The 17726-nt window shown below is 40.2% G+C and carries 10 protein-coding genes and 1 pseudogene; 5 read left to right on the plus strand and 6 right to left on the minus strand.

Going from position 1 to position 17726, the window contains the following annotated elements; genetic code table 11:
- Positions 1-214 precede the first annotated feature (214 nt).
- Positions 215-2233 (plus strand): DNA phosphorothioation-associated putative methyltransferase, encoded by a 2019-nt coding sequence (locus DA373_RS06380; RefSeq protein ID WP_107851499.1) that lies wholly within the window; start codon positions 215-217, stop codon positions 2231-2233.
- On the opposite strand, the gene DA373_RS06385 is transcribed toward DA373_RS06380, so the two are convergent.
- From DA373_RS06385 to DA373_RS06410, 6 genes are read right to left on the minus strand one after another with little or no spacing between them, the layout of a single operon-like run.
- Positions 2223-3275 (minus strand): cysteine desulfurase family protein, encoded by a 1053-nt coding sequence (locus DA373_RS06385; RefSeq protein WP_107851500.1) that lies wholly within the window; start codon positions 3273-3275, stop codon positions 2223-2225. The two genes, DA373_RS06380 and DA373_RS06385, sit on opposite strands and share 11 nt — an antisense overlap.
- Positions 3268-3720, minus strand: a complete 453-nt coding sequence (locus tag DA373_RS06390) for a hypothetical protein (RefSeq protein ID WP_198650253.1) — start codon at positions 3718-3720, stop codon at positions 3268-3270. The genes DA373_RS06385 and DA373_RS06390 overlap by 8 nt, the downstream gene beginning before the upstream one ends.
- Complete coding sequence (locus DA373_RS06395; RefSeq protein WP_107851502.1) at positions 3713-5773, minus strand: AAA family ATPase; 2061 nt, start codon at positions 5771-5773, stop codon at positions 3713-3715. Before DA373_RS06395 ends, DA373_RS06390 begins: the two co-directional genes overlap by 8 nt.
- A complete protein-coding gene (locus tag DA373_RS06400; protein ID WP_107851503.1) occupies positions 5760-5984 on the minus strand; it encodes a CxC ATPase DNA modification system associated small protein in 225 nt (74 codons plus the stop codon). The genes DA373_RS06395 and DA373_RS06400 overlap by 14 nt, the downstream gene beginning before the upstream one ends.
- A complete protein-coding gene (locus tag DA373_RS06405) occupies positions 5984-8143 on the minus strand; it encodes a DEAD/DEAH box helicase family protein (RefSeq protein WP_107851504.1) in 2160 nt (719 codons plus the stop codon). Before DA373_RS06405 ends, DA373_RS06400 begins: the two co-directional genes overlap by 1 nt.
- 9 nt (positions 8144-8152) lie before the next feature.
- On the minus strand, positions 8153-10492 hold the full coding sequence (locus tag DA373_RS06410; RefSeq protein ID WP_107851505.1) for a DUF262 domain-containing protein: 2340 nt from the start codon (positions 10490-10492) through the stop codon (positions 8153-8155).
- Between the two features lie 288 nt (positions 10493-10780).
- Between DA373_RS06410 and DA373_RS06420 the strand changes: the two are divergent.
- The 4 genes and pseudogenes from DA373_RS06420 to DA373_RS06435 form a co-directional block, all read left to right on the plus strand.
- Positions 10781-11677 (plus strand): annotated as a pseudogene (locus DA373_RS06420) (IS3 family transposase); the annotation flags it as partial.
- Between the two features lie 505 nt (positions 11678-12182).
- Positions 12183-13142 (plus strand): DUF4007 family protein, encoded by a 960-nt coding sequence (locus tag DA373_RS06425; protein ID WP_107851507.1) that lies wholly within the window; start codon positions 12183-12185, stop codon positions 13140-13142.
- 3 nt (positions 13143-13145) lie between these two features.
- A complete protein-coding gene (locus tag DA373_RS06430) occupies positions 13146-16499 on the plus strand; it encodes a hypothetical protein (RefSeq protein ID WP_107851508.1) in 3354 nt (1117 codons plus the stop codon).
- A 17-nt stretch (positions 16500-16516) separates the two neighbouring features.
- Positions 16517-17416: a phosphoadenosine phosphosulfate reductase domain-containing protein gene (locus DA373_RS06435; protein WP_107851509.1), complete on the plus strand. Its 900-nt coding sequence runs from the start codon at positions 16517-16519 to the stop codon at positions 17414-17416.
- Positions 17417-17726: the final 310 nt, after the last annotated feature.

Consider the following 17726-nt stretch of genomic DNA (forward strand, 5'->3'; position numbering starts at 1 on the left):
TGCGATTGTGATGCCTCCACTGGAGTAAATTCTTCCGATCACATGACTTCCTCTTGATGAAAATCGCCATGGCTGGGAATCCCCTCTGTCGGAATCCGTACCAGCATCTAACGATGCAGAAAATAGGTTGCTATGTAACTAAAGTGCTCTTAGCAAGACTACCCAGATCTTACTTGATAACTTATAATCACCAAAAAACTGCCAGGGATAAGCAATGAACGAAAAGCTATTTGCAGAGCTCATATCTCAAATAAAAGTAGGAAAACAACTACCAGATGCTATCTATATTCACAAGGATGCATTCAGTGCTCTACCTAGTATACTGGTTCAGTTTATTCCCGCAGTTGCAAAGGCAGTTAACCTGGAAGATGAAAAATGGAACTTGGTTAAGCTTTTCAAAAAAGAGTTTCGCCTATCCTTATTGCATTACCCTGATTTTTATAGCGACTCCTACCCGGCACTCAGCCAAAGTCTAAACGTTAACCTATCAAAGCTCAGTCATAAAATAACGAGTTACTCTGAATCAGACAACCCCCCTATTTTGCATCGTAAAGAGACCATGATCTTACCTAACAGTGAGTATTACGAGCACTTTGCAGCACTCACAAAAGAAGGGGAGAGTGCTGGTCTATATGAAAACAGTCGCTTGATAGGTTTCAAGCGCTCATGGGAAAAATTAATAGCAAGTCATGGATATGAGTTGATAGAAGGGAGGCTAATCCGAGGCTCGGCCATAGTTCGCACTAAAGAACCCGGCATTGATCGCCATAAGACAGCATTAGTTCGACATGAGCTTTCTTCGCCTATGAAGAGCCTTGCAAAAAATGGTTACCTTGAGGGATCATATTCCATTTTTGACTATGGTTGTGGCCGGGGTGATGACTTGCGAGAACTAGAAGCACATGGCCTTGACGCTTTAGGCTGGGACCCTAATTTTCAACCCGATAACGATAAAGTAACCTCAGACATCGTAAACCTCGGCTTTGTCCTTAACGTTATTGAAGATCAAGATGAACGTTTAGAAGCATTACTAGATGCGTGGGCGCTTGCAAACAAACTCCTTGTTGTTTCTGTTATGCTGGCCAATGAAAATTATATCTCTCAGTTTAGGCCTTACAAAGATGGAGTTATTACATCACGTAATACTTTTCAAAAGTACTACGCACAGTCAGAAATAAAATCATATATAGAAAGACACTTACATGAAGATGCAATCACGGTAGCTCCAGGGGTTTTCTACATATTCAAGGATAAAATTGAAGAACAGAAATACCTACAAAACAAATATAAACGACACTATAAGTGGCAGCGTCTCACCTCTCCTGAACCTGTTGGGGAAAAGGATAAAGCCAAGCTTATTATTTCTCAAAACCAAGAGCTATTCGACTCGTTCTGGAATGTTTGCTTAGAACTTGGGCGAGTTCCTGCAAATGATGAATTTGACGGATCGGATAAAGTAAGAGGCCTGATAGGTTCGCACAAAAAAGTGTTCGGCTTACTGCAAGAAATGTTTGAAACCAAAGAGTTTGAAGTGGCAGAAAAAAGTCGCAAAGAGGACCTGCTACTGTACCTTTCCATGGGGTTATTTGAAAAGAAAAAACCTTATACCCAGCAACCAAAATCGCTTAAAAGAGATATCACTGCTTTATTTTATGACTACAAAACGGCGATTAGTCTTGCTGCTGAGCTACTATTTTCCATTTCAGATAAATCTCTAATAAAAAAACTTTGTAGCCAAGCACACTCAACACTACCGGCAAGCCTATTAAACGAAGGCCACTCACTCATTTTTCACAGAGACTATATCAATGATTTGCCGCTGTTGCTTAGAGTGTACGTTGGTGCTGCTTTACAAATGTATGGGGAGCTTGATGAAGAGATCGATCTCATAAAAATTCATATTACCTCTGGAAAGCTCACTCTCACTGCATATGACGACTTTGAAAAATCAGTCCCCTTTATGGCTGAACGCATAAAGATCAAAATGGCTGAGCAAGACATTGATTTCTTTGACTATATAAACGAACATCGTAGGCCCCCTCTGCTTAACAAGCATCTGTTCCTTGCGAGCGAACACCCACAGTACAAAAAGCAAAAGAGCTTTGATAAACGCCTTTCAAAGCTCTTAGGTATTGATAATCAACGAGAAGTAACTGTTCACCGTCAAAATTTTGATGAGCAGCTCAATGCAGCAGGAAAGCACATAGTTGGCTATAGAATAACTAGCCTTTAACATGGAAAGGTGGAAGGCTTACTCTATAGGTTCTCCTGGCCTCATCATCACTCAAACCAATTGCTGTTAGCACGTGAGATGGCATGTTTGACAGGGCATTACACGCTGAACCTTGTGATATTAACCAAGCCTGCTCGCTAGTAAAACGCTGAACCTCCGCATCGTCTTTAAATGTAACATTCCAGATTGTTGGGACTACATTGTCCCCACCATTACGTTTATAGTTATAACGTTCTATTACTCTCTCAAAGTAACTATGCTGCTGGCTTGGTGTGGTAGGGAAATGATCTACAGCCGCCCCCAAACCTACAATTAGCGGCGTGGGAGATGTACCGCCTCTTAGACCCAACTCTTGCCCTCCCCCATGAATCAACGGCACCAACTCAGAGTCTCGTGCATTTCGTACATAAAGTGCACCAATGCCTTTAGGGCCAAAAATCTTGTGGCCTGACAAAGAAAGCATATCGATATTCATGTCATCTACATCAATATCAAGCTTACAAAAGCCCTGAGCAGAATCGGTATGAAATGGAATATCACTACTAAAGGCAAGATCCCCGATCTCCGCTATTGGCTGGATACACCCAAGCTCGTTATTGACATGATGAATTGTAATAAGTAACGTATCCTCTCGAATAGCAGCGGCCACTGACTCTGTCGTTATTAATCCTGTATGCTCCGGCTCTAAGTAAGTAACCTCAAAACCGATACTTTCCAAAAAAGCACAAGTATTAATAATGCACTTGTGCTCTATTGACGAAGTAATAATATGGCCTTTATCGTTAAGGTGACTAAAAGCAATCCCTTTAATTGCCATGTTATTTGCTTCACTAGCACCACTGGTAAATATAACTTCACTAGGCATAGAACCAATTCTTTCAGCAATTGACTCTCTAGCTACCTGAATGGCATTAGACGCATTTTCTGCCTCTACATGAGCTGCTGACGGATTAGCAAAACTCTCTCTCAGCCATGCTTCCATAGCCTCTATAACTTCAAAAGAAACAGGCGTAGAGGCTGCATAATCAAAGTACTTATTCATTTTCCGTCAAAAACTCTAGCGTTTGATTAAACAAGATATCAGTTGTGACTGGCTCTCCAACATTATTCATAACCCAGTTATCAATATGATGAAGCCCACCATTACAATATCCCTCAAAAATACCAATAGCATCTCTTAAGTTTTCACTTTTAATAATTTCAAGAGATGGATCTTTAGATAATGCGATCAGGTAAATGTAAGCATCATGCTTAGTAGTCGCATAAGTACTTAGCAAGATCGGAGTACTATTAACTTTTGACTCTAAAGGTTTAAACTCATCGAGTTGAAATCCTACTAAAGCAGAAAAAACCATAAACTCTTTGACTGTGCTAAATACTGATCTACTATTTTCACTATTTTTTGTTGAACAAAACTTTCCCTCTAAAGCTTCAAACCTAGAGTCTCTACGAACAGATAAACTACGCCAGTCTAGTGTTTCAGTCATCAAACGAAATCTCCTCAATGGTTACCTTTTCGAACTCACTACCAAACCGTACAACATCAAATTCACGGCCCGAGACAGTTAACCGTGTAGGATATTGTCCATTAAACTCTTCTTCAGTCAAAACTGTGTGTTGAACTAAATTATACTCTTTACCTATTTTATCTCTAATGCCTTTATCTGTATGAGTCTCTGTCCACTGAGCTTGAGAAAACATAAATATAGATTGCTCTACAGAATTTGCTATATAACGCACTAGCTCACGTCCATTATCAGGTCCAATAAAAGCTAGTATAGAGTCTGCAATAAATGGAGCTATAACCCCAGGCGTCAAAAGGTGCTGTTTACTATTCGCTCTCATTTTAGAGAATTTAATTAAAGCGACTATAAATGAAATAGAGAGCATTGCTTGATAACCGTTGCCTGCTGCAACTCGTTTACCCTCTTTATCAACAATTGACCACGTGAAGCTATCACCCTTAGCATAAGTATCTTTTTTAATGGTATAGCCATTAAATGACACTTGGCTAAAAAATATTTGCATCTCCTTTAATAATATTAGATCTACACCTCTTTTGGAGGTTTCAATCGACCCTTCATAAACGTTTAATATCTCATCTGTAGCTTTAATTAAATCTTTTAATTTTCTTGCTTTAGGCTGCGCAGATGAAAACCGCTTTATTTTATTATCTATATCTTTTATGTCAATTTCTGCCACCCTAACCTTATGCTCTAGATTTGGAACTAGAAACCTTAATTGATCACATTTCGATTTAGCTTCATCCTTTTTAAGCTCAATCGCTTTAATATCATCTATATCAGATTCTACTATTGTGTGGCTAAGATCTTTGATACGGTTTTTAAGTTCATTAATTTTATCATCACAATCATCAATTTGGCTTAGTATACTTACCATTTCTTGCCTGGGTGATGAGTGGCTTTTAAGTTTATCATGAAGCTCAAGGACACGAGTCCAACGAAGTTTTAAATCAGGGTCAACAGCAAACTTCTCTAATTCTTTAACAAGATTAGCAGCAGGGCTATTTTCGACAACAACTGAACCGCAAATACACTCTTGATTATCAAGTATAGATTTTATTAATTGCTTATCTACTGTATAGCGCAACGAGTTATTAAGTTCATCAGTATTAATCATCGTAAGATCAATACTACCCAGCTTTCTTCCGTAGGCCTGCATTATCCAGCTTGGTATAGATTTTGATTTCTCAACAAGAAGCCTATTACGTTGCCTCTTGTAATCGGAAAGATACCTTTCGAGCTGCTCACGACTCTTTATTTTTTCATCGATTGCCGTCTTATCAAACCGAGCAAACTGAGAAACTTGTTTATCATATTCTTTTTCAGCCTCCACAAGTAAAGATTTATTCTTCTCAAGCAACACTTTGTTATGCTTTAAACTTGATTGCAATGCATCTTTACTCTGAATAAGATTATCAACCTCATTGCTAGTATCGTACTGCTTAAGCTCTTTTTGATATCCACTTTTAATACTATTTAGATGAGTTACCGTCTTTTCAGCTACTGTCAGCCCAAGCACCTTACTAATTGCTGCATTGATATGAGAAAAGTCATTTTGACTATTTAAAGTTCCTGTTCCTTCTCCTTGATAAAAGAAGTATTGGGACATTTCTTTGGGCAATATAGTATTAATTAATGTATTAGGATGCTCCTCTGAACGATCGGAGTAACAGCCGTCAATAATCTCAAAAACCTTAAGGTTACTGGTGCTACTTGCTCTAGTCTGAGACCTTATTACCTCTAATAAACGGCCATCATGCATAAGCTGAACTTTGACACTAAAAGTATTAACACCTTGATTTTGTGCTTGCTTGTTCAAAAGACTTTTTGAATCGAGCAAGTTATTCGTCGTTTCTTCATATAAACACCATCTAATTGCATTTAACAGTGCCGTTTTACCTCCATTATTTTCACCATGAATAAGAGTTACACTTTTATCAAGGTCTACTGAGAATTCAATAACCTGTTTTCCGTAAAACTGACGAAAGTCATTAACTTCCAATTTAATTATTTTCATTTACAATATCTTCCACATTAATTTCTATGATCTCTCTTATTTTCTTGAGGTGATGCCCTGTTGAGCTATCTCCATAATACAACTCTTTTTCAAACTTCATAATTTGTAGAGCTGCCCTGTGTGCTGCAGATCTATTTGAGTACGCCTGATGAGCCACTTCGGTCTCCCTATGAGCCTCTTCAAGTAATTCTTTAATTTCTTTAATAGACACTAACACACCCCCAATTCAAAAATTCTTTTATCAACTTCTTCAGAATTAAGCGCTGTCGCTTTAAAATCATTAATTCTACTTAGCTCAGCCTTACGCAAACTTTGACTAGCATTATTAAAATAGCTTGGATGAGGGAGCACCACAAAATCGACGATCAATGCTGCACTTTTACCTTCCGACTTTCTAAGTACTCGACCTCTTCTTTGTACATATTGACGCGGATTTCGAGTGCTCGCCAATATAAAAGCATTTCGACAAACAGGGACATCAATTCCTTCATCAAGCACTTTCATAGCAACAAGTGAATCAATGTCTTGATTTTTAAAGTTTGTCATAATTTTATGCCGTTCATGGCTACTTTCTTCCGAAGTAAACTTAGCGACACGGCATCCATACTCATGTAGTCGATTAGTAACACGCGTGATATAAGGCACATCATCATTCATCGCATACCCTTCTCCAACATAAATTAATGTATGTGATAACGAAAGGTTTGGATGACAATGTATATAATCAAGCAAGGCAGGAAGCTTTCCCTGACAAGTAGCAAGTAACCTAGAGCGCTTTCCACACAGATTTGTCAGTATTTTTTTCTCATCGGAAGTTAATCCAGCATTTTTAGACTTTAATATAAGCTTTTGAATTTTTTCTGAACATTCCTCATACACCTCTTGTTCCTCATCATTAAGATAAACTGGTATTATCTCGTATCGATAAGGTGCTAAAACACCATCTTTGATAGCATCACGAAGAGAATATTCACTGACAATCCCTTTGAAATAAGATATCAAATTTTTCTTTACAACATCAGGAAAAGGAGACCCCTCAATTTCATCATCTTCATTCCTGAAAGGTGTCGCGGATAAGCCGATACGGTACTTACACTTAGGAAGTATTTCGAATAAGCCTTGTCCACCTAAATGGTGGCATTCATCACCAATAAAAAGTATATTGTCGAGTGATATTTTTCCTATTTTTGACTGAAACAGTTCTGAGGACATTGTTTGGTTAACAACAACCACACATACAAAGTCTAATACTTCCGCTAGAAACCTTAATATTTTTTTATCTAAAACAGAGCTCCACCTATCTGAGCTTTCATAGCACCTAACAGGGGTAATGTTAAATGTAGATAACTCCGAAACCCATTGATTTGCTAATTCAATATATGGAACACTTATGACAACAAACGTTGGCAAGCACTGCCTATGCCTCTCTTCATAAAGCTCTATCAGTGCTGAAATAGAAGTAAATGTCTTACCAGAGCCTGTGGCTAATTTAAACAACCCTTGATAACCCGCCCTTATCCAGCTCTTGATAGCATCTACTTGGTGAGGGAATAGCTCGAATGGCCTCCCTTTGATCATCAATGGCTTACGTGGTAATTTAGTCTTAATTTCTAGTTTTGATAATTGTACTTCTGACTTAGGAAAACTATAAGTAAAAAAGGGCTTACCAGGTTTAACTTCATCAACAGAGTGTTTCTTGAACAGCTTCTTACGAAGCTCTTCTAAATTGACACCTGACTTTATTTTTTGATAAGCCTCTGAATCCAAGTCAACTACTTTAACCCTCTTTTTATTATTATTCCAAAGAGAGTTGAAGTTATCTATTTCAATCTGGCCATAGTCAGAAAATGACTCTCGCCAGCTAAAGAAAACAGAAATTTCTTCTGAGTTATACTTTGAAAGGCCAGCTAACGTTTCGTTAGCTGAGCCACTAAAAACAACGACTTCTCCCCCTTGGTAAAAAACTCCTACTTTCTTGTGAAACATTCCCTTGTGAGTAAATGCAAACTTGATCTCTAATTGTTGGTTGGCAACTAAGTAAGTAAGTAAACGAAGCTTAGCATCTTCCGCTTCAAGCAACAGTTTACTCAGATCAAAAGAACGTGATTTAGCTGGGTTTGAGATCCCCTCCATAACAGCTTCATATTCGCTATCAGATAGAGGGTCTCCAATAATAAGCCTCATCTTTCCATCAGACAGAGTAAACTTTTCAAGCCCCTCAGCTACAGAAGCTAAGACATCTGAAGAAAAATATCCAACAGCACGGTCGTACTGCTTAGCCCTAGCTAATAATGGAATGTGAAAGCTAGAAAGGATGTCATCTTCATCAGAATCATATTTAGCTTTTAACTTAAGAGATGAAAATTGCATTATTTACACCTAGTTGAGCCATTCATTTAAGTTTTCCCAAGCATTTTTTAATAAAAGCTTGGTTCTTTCATCAATAGCTTTTTTGTCCCACTCATCAGCATAAGTAATTTCGGCATATTTACTTTCAAGAAGGAGAATGGATATATTCCTAACAGCCTCAATCGAAACCTCAGACTGTGTTGATAATATTTCATCTATACCTAAGAGTGAATCATTTGCCAGAGCTTCTAGCATATTTTGCTTTAGGTTATACCAAGTCTGGTTGACGCCCGTAGAGATGTTATCTCTAGCATCAACCAGTATGTTCCCTAACTTATTAAACTCTTCAGGGTTTGATATATTCGCATCTGACCAACCAGTTAAACTTCCGCCACCGCTGTACACTTTTTTCAGACAGTCTTTTCTCGAAATCAAAGCCCACATCATCGGCGTAATGAACTGGGCGCTCACATCTTCAGTACGTAAAAACCCTTCTTCATCAAGCTTTATACCATGAAACCCTGCTAGGACTAATAACTTTATATTCTTAGAGTTTTTTAGAAGAGGCTGTTTAGAGCATATATCTAACCATTTATCAAACACTCCATCCTTAGGTGAACCTTTACCTATGATTTTACTCTCCAGCTCTTGCCTAAAAAACGCTTTGATTGCATCTACATTAAATTCTTCAGAGCTCAATGAGCTATTTTTAAGTTTATAAGGCTTTGAGTAAACACCGCCAACATCAAACCCTCTTTCGTGCAGCTTCTTATAAACGCTATCAATACCGTCAGCACCACCACTCATTGCTCGCCACAAGACACTAAATCCAGTAACTGCCTTCAGCACTTGAGAAAAGCTAGAGCGCTCTTTACCCTCTACACCATACTTTTCATCTTGGAGAATGAACTGAATGAATAACGATTGAACAATATCATGCTTTATATCAACCAAATAGCACAAGCAAACCTTTGCAACATCTAGCTCATGTGGAGGAACCAACCCTGTCAAATCAGGCTCAGATGCTTGCCAGTGGTCGAATAAAAAACTGGCTGCTTTAGCTAATTGATTCAAATATTCATCTTTATTTGCATGAAAGCATTGCTCGTAACTATTTATCATCGCATTACGCTGATCACGTAAGCTAGTTACTTTAGCTTTGCCTTCATATGCTCTAATGAAAGCTAATATAAGAGCTTTTGTTTTATCATTTTTTTCTTTGCTTTTAATTATATTCTCAAAACGGTCTGTTATAGAAATGAGTGTGTTCATCGCATCATCTGCATCAGGCTCTCTATCTTTACGTTTTGAGCCAATATGTTCGATGACTTTGGGCACGAAAGTTTCTATAGCAGTTAGTGGTTCTCCAGTAGTGTTGAGAGCTTCAAACATATCAAAAGCATAAGACTCATTATTTACTTCCACATAAGTAAGACATACCCGATGAAGTAAGAACTTAGCAAACAATGTTATGAAAATGATATCAGAAACCTTGTCATTAACCTCTGAAACTTGTTGCAGTGCCTCATCAATCGGAAAATCTAAACAATCATCTAGAGTTTTAACATTAACCAAATCTTTAACATTAATTATCTCTTCCACTTCTCCATCTACACTTTTAAACTGAAATCCTTTCTGTATACAGTCAAGCTGCCTTCTTATTTCTTTAACATTATGAATGACTCTTCTAGAAGAATCATTAAGCAAACTTAGGTTAAACTCTTTGAAAACAGCCGAGCTTTCAGAGTCGAGAAGATGCCGTTGATATCTAATCAAAAGTTCCGATATTGGGCTTTCATAAACTGCTTTATTATTATCTTTCCCCCAGCAATCTACCTGCGATCTGATAATCTTAGGTAGGTACTTAAACACTGCGTGCTCTGCCTGAGTTTCTATGACAAAATTAGACGTATCTAGAATGCTTTGTAGCACTATTTCCCTTAGCTCTTCAAGTGCATTCAAAGTGGCCTCATCTTTTTCCTTTTCAATAATTTTCTTTAGTTCAGGAATAAGTAAACGCAACCTTTCATTCAAACAAACAATAACCAGCATTAAGGTAGACAATCGCTGCTGACCATCTATTATTAGCTTTATATTGTTCGGGGTGTGTCGCTTAACTAATGGATATATAGTTTTTGCTCCTACATCATCTACGGTAAGTATAGTTCCGAGAAATATGATTGCGTCTGATGACTCCAGGAGATTTCTAAAAACATTATCAAAATTTGAAAAAAGATCCTTAATATGAGCCTCTTCCCATGAATAAGGCCTTTGATACGCAGGCATATAAAAGCCTGTATTATTCCGATCACACAGCACATGGTACACCGACTGTGGCTCTGCCTTGAATATATCGAGGGACTTTTGCATAGATATAAATTTTCCCGAGTAGTTAGTATGTTATTATTTTCGCTCAAAAATAGTTTATAGCACGCTTCTATAGAACTTTCCATACACTCCCAGGCCGAGAGCATACTTTGCTGGTCATTTAACCAAAGAATAATTGAGCCCGGTAATCGTCGTTCCAACTGGCCCGTTTCAGCTTGTTGCACTGACTCGGCGAACCACACTCACTTTGCTTGAGGATGTCTATGAAGAGTTGAAGCAGCTGCGCCGGGAGGACGCCCGACTCAAGGAAGAGCGAGAGCTGCTAAAAAAGGCAGCCGCCTTCTTCGCCAAAGAATCTCGCTAAGGTATACCTTTATCGACGCCAATCAGGGCAGGTTCAGCACCGCTCTGATGTGCCGCGTGTTTGAAGTGTCTCGTAGTGGCTATTATGAGTGGCGGTCCAGGCCGCCCAGCCCACGAAAACAGCAGGAGAAGGCGTTGAAGGCGAAAATCCGGGAGCACCACGAAGAAAGCCGGGCAACCTATGGGACGCGGCGTATTCAGAAGAAGCTGACAGGAGATGGTGAGGCCGTCAGTCGCCGCCGGGTTGCCCGCTTGATGAAAGAAGAAGGGCTGGAATGCAAGACACGGCGGAAGTTCAAGGCCACCACCAACTCGAAGCATGACAAGCCGGTCGCGCCGAGCCTTCTGGCGCAAAACTTCTCGGCAGAAAAGCCGGATCAGGCCTATGTGGGTGATATCACTTATATCCCGACACGGGAGGGATGGCTCTATCTGGCCGTCTTTATCGACCTCTGCTCACGGGCGGTTGTGGGGTGGTCGATGGGTAGCCGAATGCCGGCGTCTCTGGTGAACGATGCTCTGAGCATGGCGATCTGGAAACGCAGGCCAGCCGCCGGATTACTGGTTCATAGCGACCGAGGCAGCCAGTATGTTTCAGATAGCTTCCAGCGGTTGCTCAAGCAGCATGACTTCCAATGCAGCATGAGCCGGAAGGGAAACTGTTGGGATAACGCCCCGTCGGAGAGCTTCTTCCATACGCTGAAGACAGAACTGATCTATCACGAGGATTTTTATACTCGGGGAGAAGCGAAGCAAGCCGTCTTCGAGTATATCGAAGTGTTTTATAATCGGGTGCGACTGCACTCCAGCAATGATTACGTGAGTCCGTTGGACTATGAATCAGAGCTGCGAGCAGTTGCTTGATAATGTGTCCGGAAAACTGTTGCCAGATCAAAGTATGCTCCCGTCCTGACATGGCGCTCAACATGCTCAATGCAGAGCCAACCAAGCTGAGCATTGTTGGTAAGCAGAGAAGGTGCTGGATGAAAACCGACCATCTTGAAAGGTGCTTAAAGCAGGAATCTCGAAGTTGATGAAAAACTAAACACTCATGCGGTCGCCCTGCCATCGCAACTGCTGGAGCATGTAACTGACACTCCGTGCAGAAGCCTATGCTTTAGCAAGATTAAAGCTCACACAATGCAATACTTATCAACAACTTACAACAAAAAAACACTTTATAATCTGACAATGAGGTTAAGCTTCCAACTGCAGGTTAAAGCCTCTTCAGGAGTAACCGTCAAAAATCTCAAAGTTCTTGTACCGTTTATTGAGGGGGTCACGTTACCCTATTCCGAACCCTTTCTCTCTGCTACAATCTTGACTTGTTTGGATAAAGTCTCCAATTCAGAAATTCAAGGTAACGACATTGAACATAGAGTCTAGTAGCCTGAAATTTTCCGGGCATCAAACCTTCCCTATCCGATATGGATGGATATATAAGATAATTCAAGAAGTTGACGAAGGAAGCTCCCTATCGAGCAAAGAAAATATTGAAGATCAGATGAGATCTATGGGTATGGGTAAGAACATGGTGCTATCCGTCAGGCACTGGATTCGCACCCTCAACCTCGTTGTCTGCACTGATAAAAAAGATCAAAAATACGAGCTAACAGATCTGGCGGAAAAGCTGTTTGTAGGCGAAAATGCCTATGATGAGTTTATCGATAAGATTGGAACAGTTTGGCTGTTGCATTGGTTAATGCAGTCCATTAATGCTCATAATGCAGAATTGAACACAGCTCGTTGGTTCTTCAACTACTTCAATGGTGTTCGCCTCGACAAGCTTCAATTAGCAAAAGAAATTCAGCTCTCACTTGCTAATCATGACAAAAAGCTCACAGAATCCACCCTCAATAAAGATATCGACTGTCTGCTCCAGATGTATGGAGTAAGAAAAACAGCAGCGACTAAAGTTAACGAAGACAGCTTTACGTCTCCCTTTACTGAGCTAGGCCTGATATCCCAAGTAAGCACAAAAGATTATCGAGCAGAGCTGTCTGCCCAAAAATCACTTCCTGTTGAAATATTCGCCTACGCTGTAATTGATTACATGACCAGAAAACAACTGGGGCCAAACGGTGAAAAAGAAAACAATAACAACACTCTATCTTTTGACTCTCTCCTCAATGATATAGGTTCACCGGGCCGGGTATTCAGACTAACAACAGCCGGGTTAAGTGAGAAGCTGGACGCTCTGGAGATCCTCAGTGAAGGCAAAATTGCCTGGACTGATACACAAGGATTAAGACAGGTTCAGCATTGCTATGATGATTTACAAAGTGTAGATCCTGGTATGTTCCTAAAGCATTACTATCAGGGAGAGTAAGACATGACACTAATTAAAAAGTATTCTATTGCTACCAGGCAGCAACGCTCCACACGTATTGATAGCGACTTAAGCCCTGACTTTTTTCAGGGACTGGTATATCACGGCACCGCTCAGTCTGCTCTAGAAACTTTATTCAGACAGTTTTCTCAAGTTAATCAAAGTGCCTACACACTAACTGGCCCATACGGTTCTGGTAAGTCGACGATTGCTTTACTATTAACAGGCCTTTTACATCAAGACGCTCAGATACGTAATGCTGCATTAAAAGTTATAAACCAAGAGTCAAAAGTACTTTTGGACGACAGTGTTATTTATAATTCTGGCTGGTTACAAATCCGCTCTGTTGGTGGAGTAAGTAACCCTGTCGATACCTTTTGGAGCGCTACTTTGTTGGCTCTAGAAGAACACCCTAACACTCATGGCTTGCACGAAAAGTACAAAGATAAAACAATAAAAGATGAGTCTCACCTTGTTGATGAATGGGAAACTCTTTTCACGGAAGTTAACGAGCTAGTAGATGGCGTACTACTTATTGCTGATGAAATGGGTAAAAGCCTCGAGTTTATTAATAAAAATCGTGGTGAGCTGCATCTATTTCAAGACTTAGCAGAAGTGCTCAGCCGAATAAAAACTCCTGTTATTTTTCTAGGGTTACTCCACCAGGCTTTTAGTGAGTACGCCAAAGACAGAGGAACCAAGCTACAAGAAGAATGGAGTAAAATCCAAGGTCGATATAACGACATTCTATATAATGTATCAACCGATGAAACCGTAGCTCTGATCGCTCAGTCCATTACTAACAACGACGCCATCAGTCATAGCAATGATAAGCATGTAAAACTAGTACTTGATGCGCTGGCTGACAAGCCTGATAGAAAACAACAACTCAAGAATCGCCTGGAAAACTGTGTACCATTACACCCCTTGACCGCTTTACTGCTTGGTCCTATTTCTAAGCGTCGATTTAGCCAGAATGAGCGTAGCACATTTAGCTTTCTGAATTCTCATGAGCAATACAGCTTTCAGATGTTCCTTAAGCAAAGTGTCAACCCTGATGCACGCTATACGCTAGAAAACCTTTGGGACTACCTTGAAACCAACTTAGAACATGCGATTTTAGGTTCTCCTGACGGGCATGCTTGGGCGGCAGCAACAGAGTCTATTCGCCAGGCCAGCAAAAAAGAGGTTCCAGAAAAAGCGATTGATGTACTAAAGTCTATTGCATTAATCACACTATTTGGAAAACCTGCAAACCTTTCAGCTACTGAGGAGATGCTTCTTGCCTCCTGCGAAGTCAATAGCAAAGCCGAACTCAATGAATATTTACAAAGCTTAAAAGACGCTTCCTGCATTATCTTCCGTAAGCATTTATCTTCCTGGGTTATCTTTGAAGGTTCAGACCTTGATATACCTGGCCTGATAGAAGAAAAAATTGAGCAACAAGGCGACAGTATGGAAGCCATCAGCCATGTCGTCTTTTCTAAGCAAATTATCGCCAAGGGCTACTATCATAAGGTTGGTACTCTTCGCTGGGCTGAGCAGTCCATCGCATATAACTTTAGTTCTCAAGACGCCGCAAAGCTCATTGCACAACGTAACGGTGCGTTTTCCAACATGGTGTTACTGTTAGAACACCAACCTGAAAGCGCCCTGCAAGAGTTAACTCAAAATGAGCCAACCCTTATTCTTGCTAATGCTGTAAATCCAGAAGAAATTATAGCCTTGGCAAAAGAGTTGTACGCTTTGGAGCTAATACGTTCAGATAAAGAAGTTGGCCGCGTGCTTCAACATGATAACGTTGCACTCAAAGAGTACAATGGTCGTCTCACTAATGCAGAGGAAGCTCTTCGCAACGCAATTGATGAGTCTTTCAATCAATCAAAATGGTTCAATCACGGCCAAGTATATAGCACCAACACTTTAAGTGAAATCGTCAGTCTCACTGCGAGCAGAGTGTTTAGTAAAACACCTGTTATTATGAATGAGCTGGTAAACCGTAATAAGCTATCAGGCACAGCAGTTTCAGCACTTAAGAAGCTACTGGAAGCTATGCTAGATAGTGAAGATCAGGTTAACTTAGGTATTACTGGATTTCCTCCCGAGATGTCGATGTACATCAGTTGCCTTAAGAGTACAGATATACATGCATCAAATGCTGAAGATGGCTCTCACTGGCATATAAAAAACTTGGGTCCAAGATTAGATAGCCTATTTAGCGATGCTTTCCAGTTGCTCGAGCAGAACCCAGGCAAAAGCATTCGTCTGTCTGAAATAGCTACTCTTTGGACTAGTGCTCCCTATGGTGTGACTCAAGGGGTCATTCCTATTTATATGCTCGCTTTCTTAAAAGCTCTTGGGCAGAGCATTGCATTTTACGAGAAAAACCTTGGTGGTGAATACGCCTTTATCACAGAGCCTGACGTTGACTACGTCCACAAACTGATTAAGAGCCCTCAAGAGTTAGCAGTAAAATATATCGTTCTTGATAAAACCGAGAGTGACTGGTTACAAAACTTAGCCGTCTTTACCTCTTCTGAAACAAATAAAGAAGTTACAAATAATATACTATCAGTTGCAACGCCTCTTGTTACAACTATGCATAACCTCCCCAACTGGGTGAAGAACGCTCACAACTTTATTGAAAATGACCCAGAGCACAATAAACAAATAGTTGAGGTTCGTGATCTCTTCCTCCAGGCAAATGACCCTCACACTCTTTTAATTAAGAGCTTACCGAAAGCGCTCGACCCTAACAATGAGCTTAAGTTCTCTCAAAAAATAGACATTCTTGAAAACTGCTTTAACGTGCTACGCAGTAAGCATGATCAAATGCTTTCTCAAATAAAGAGCAAAGTGAAAACCATTTTCCCTGAAACCGGTGAAGAATTAGCTTCAATGTGTCAACTAGTTGAAAAACGCTCAGGAGATATTCGACTGAAAGCATTTGCACGTGAGCTAGGAAAGAGCGAAGATGGTCTTTTTCAGTGGTTGGAAAGCATCATCCAAATTGTTGTTGGACGTAATAAGCAAAGCTGGAATGAAGGGCTTTTACTGACTGCTTCAGCAAAAATTAGTGATTTCGCACAAGACTTTTTGAGTATTGCAAAGTCTGGCAACACTTCTGGTGGAAATCATGAAATAGCGAGCAAAACCAAGCTGGTTTCACTTGTTTTAGAAGACAATAAAGGCCAGCTAAAGTCATACAAAAAAGAAGTGCGTATCGTCGAGCAAGAAGATGCAAAAAACAAGCTAGAAAACGTACAGCAAACACTAAAAAAACTAGAGTTGAATGAGTTTGAGCGCATTCACATCCTTAAGACTCTTTTAAAAGAAGCCCTGGAAGCTCAAGGTTAACTTTGAAGGTATTAATCATGAGTCAAGAACGTAAAGTAAAGCATGTACTTGGCCTATCTGGCGGCAAAGACAGTGCCGCTTTGGCGATTTACATGGCTCGTAATTATCCAGAGATAGATATTGACTATTTCTTTACTGATACAGGTAAAGAACTACCGGAAGTCTATGAGTACTTAGAACAATTAGAGATTGTACTGGGCAAACCTATCTCGCACATTAACGACAAAAAAGGCTTCGATTACTGGCTAGCGCAACACAATAACTTCCTTCCAGCAGGACGGCAGAGGTGGTGTACTATCCGTATGAAACTTGAGCCTTTTGAAAAATGGATCAAACCTTACCTTAATGCAGGCTACGAAGTTTTTTCTTATGTTGGCATTCGTGCTGATGAACCTTGGCGAGACGGCTACCGGCCAAATGAAAACCAGAAATATCTGAAAATAAAAATGCCGTTTGCAGAAGACGGTATCAAAAAGCAAGGTGTTCTCGATATTCTTGATAGCGCTGGGCTCGGCTTACCTAAATACTACGACTGGCGTTCACGCTCTGGTTGTACGTTTTGCTTCTTCCAGCGCAAAATTGAATGGGTTCGCTTACGTGAACGCCATCCTGAAGCGTTTGAAGAAGCTAAAGCTTATGAAAAGCGTGCAGAAACAAGTGAAAACGGTGAAACATTCTTCTGGATGGGACCGAATGAGCCTCTTGAAACTCTGGAAGATCCAAAACGAGTTGCTGAAATAAAAGAAAACCATGAAAAGGTTAAGCAACGGTTTGCGAAGAAGAAAGCGCGTGAGAAAAAGCGACGCTTAGGTATGCATGCCATGGTAGATGAAAGCATGCTTATTGACACTTTAGATATGGATGCTATGTACGATCTTGAGGAAGGCGGTGGGGCCTGCATAACATGTTATAAGTAACATTAAAAATATGTGGTTTGCCATTATAAGCTGCAAGCAAACCACATATCTCCAACGCTCACTATTTTTTAATATTTACCCCCACAAAGCACAGTCATTCCCTTGACACCACAGGGTATCCCAGCAGAAAACATATAAAATAACCACTCACGCTCTAATTTATGTATCAGCCCACCTACTACCCCCTCTCTTTCAATAACATCCAGGGGTAGTTAAAGCAACAAACCACTGGTGATCTTACATCATCCAAGACAATGTATCATTGGCCTAAGCTCATCATAAATCTTATTTTACAGCAACTGAGATAAAT

The organism is Oceanimonas marisflavi (genome assembly GCF_003049725.1).
Taxonomy (GTDB): Bacteria; Pseudomonadota; Gammaproteobacteria; order Enterobacterales; family Aeromonadaceae; genus Oceanimonas; species Oceanimonas marisflavi.

Bases quoted from the DNA above. Each gene is read 5' to 3' on its own strand.
- DA373_RS06410 (WP_107851505.1), bottom strand. From the start codon at position 10,492: ATGCAAAAGTCCCTCGATATATTCAAGGCAGAGCCACAGTCGGTGTAC.
- DA373_RS06435 (WP_107851509.1), top strand. From the start codon at position 16,517: ATGAGTCAAGAACGTAAAGTAAAGCATGTACTTGGCCTATCTGGCGGC.
- DA373_RS06430 (WP_107851508.1), top strand. From the start codon at position 13,146: ATGACACTAATTAAAAAGTATTCTATTGCTACCAGGCAGCAACGCTCC.
- DA373_RS06395 (WP_107851502.1), bottom strand. From the start codon at position 5,773: ATGAAAATAATTAAATTGGAAGTTAATGACTTTCGTCAGTTTTACGGA.
- DA373_RS06380 (WP_107851499.1), top strand. From the start codon at position 215: ATGAACGAAAAGCTATTTGCAGAGCTCATATCTCAAATAAAAGTAGGA.
- DA373_RS06390 (WP_198650253.1), bottom strand. From the start codon at position 3,720: ATGACTGAAACACTAGACTGGCGTAGTTTATCTGTTCGTAGAGACTCT.
- DA373_RS06385 (WP_107851500.1), bottom strand. From the start codon at position 3,275: ATGAATAAGTACTTTGATTATGCAGCCTCTACGCCTGTTTCTTTTGAA.
- DA373_RS06405 (WP_107851504.1), bottom strand. From the start codon at position 8,143: ATGCAATTTTCATCTCTTAAGTTAAAAGCTAAATATGATTCTGATGAA.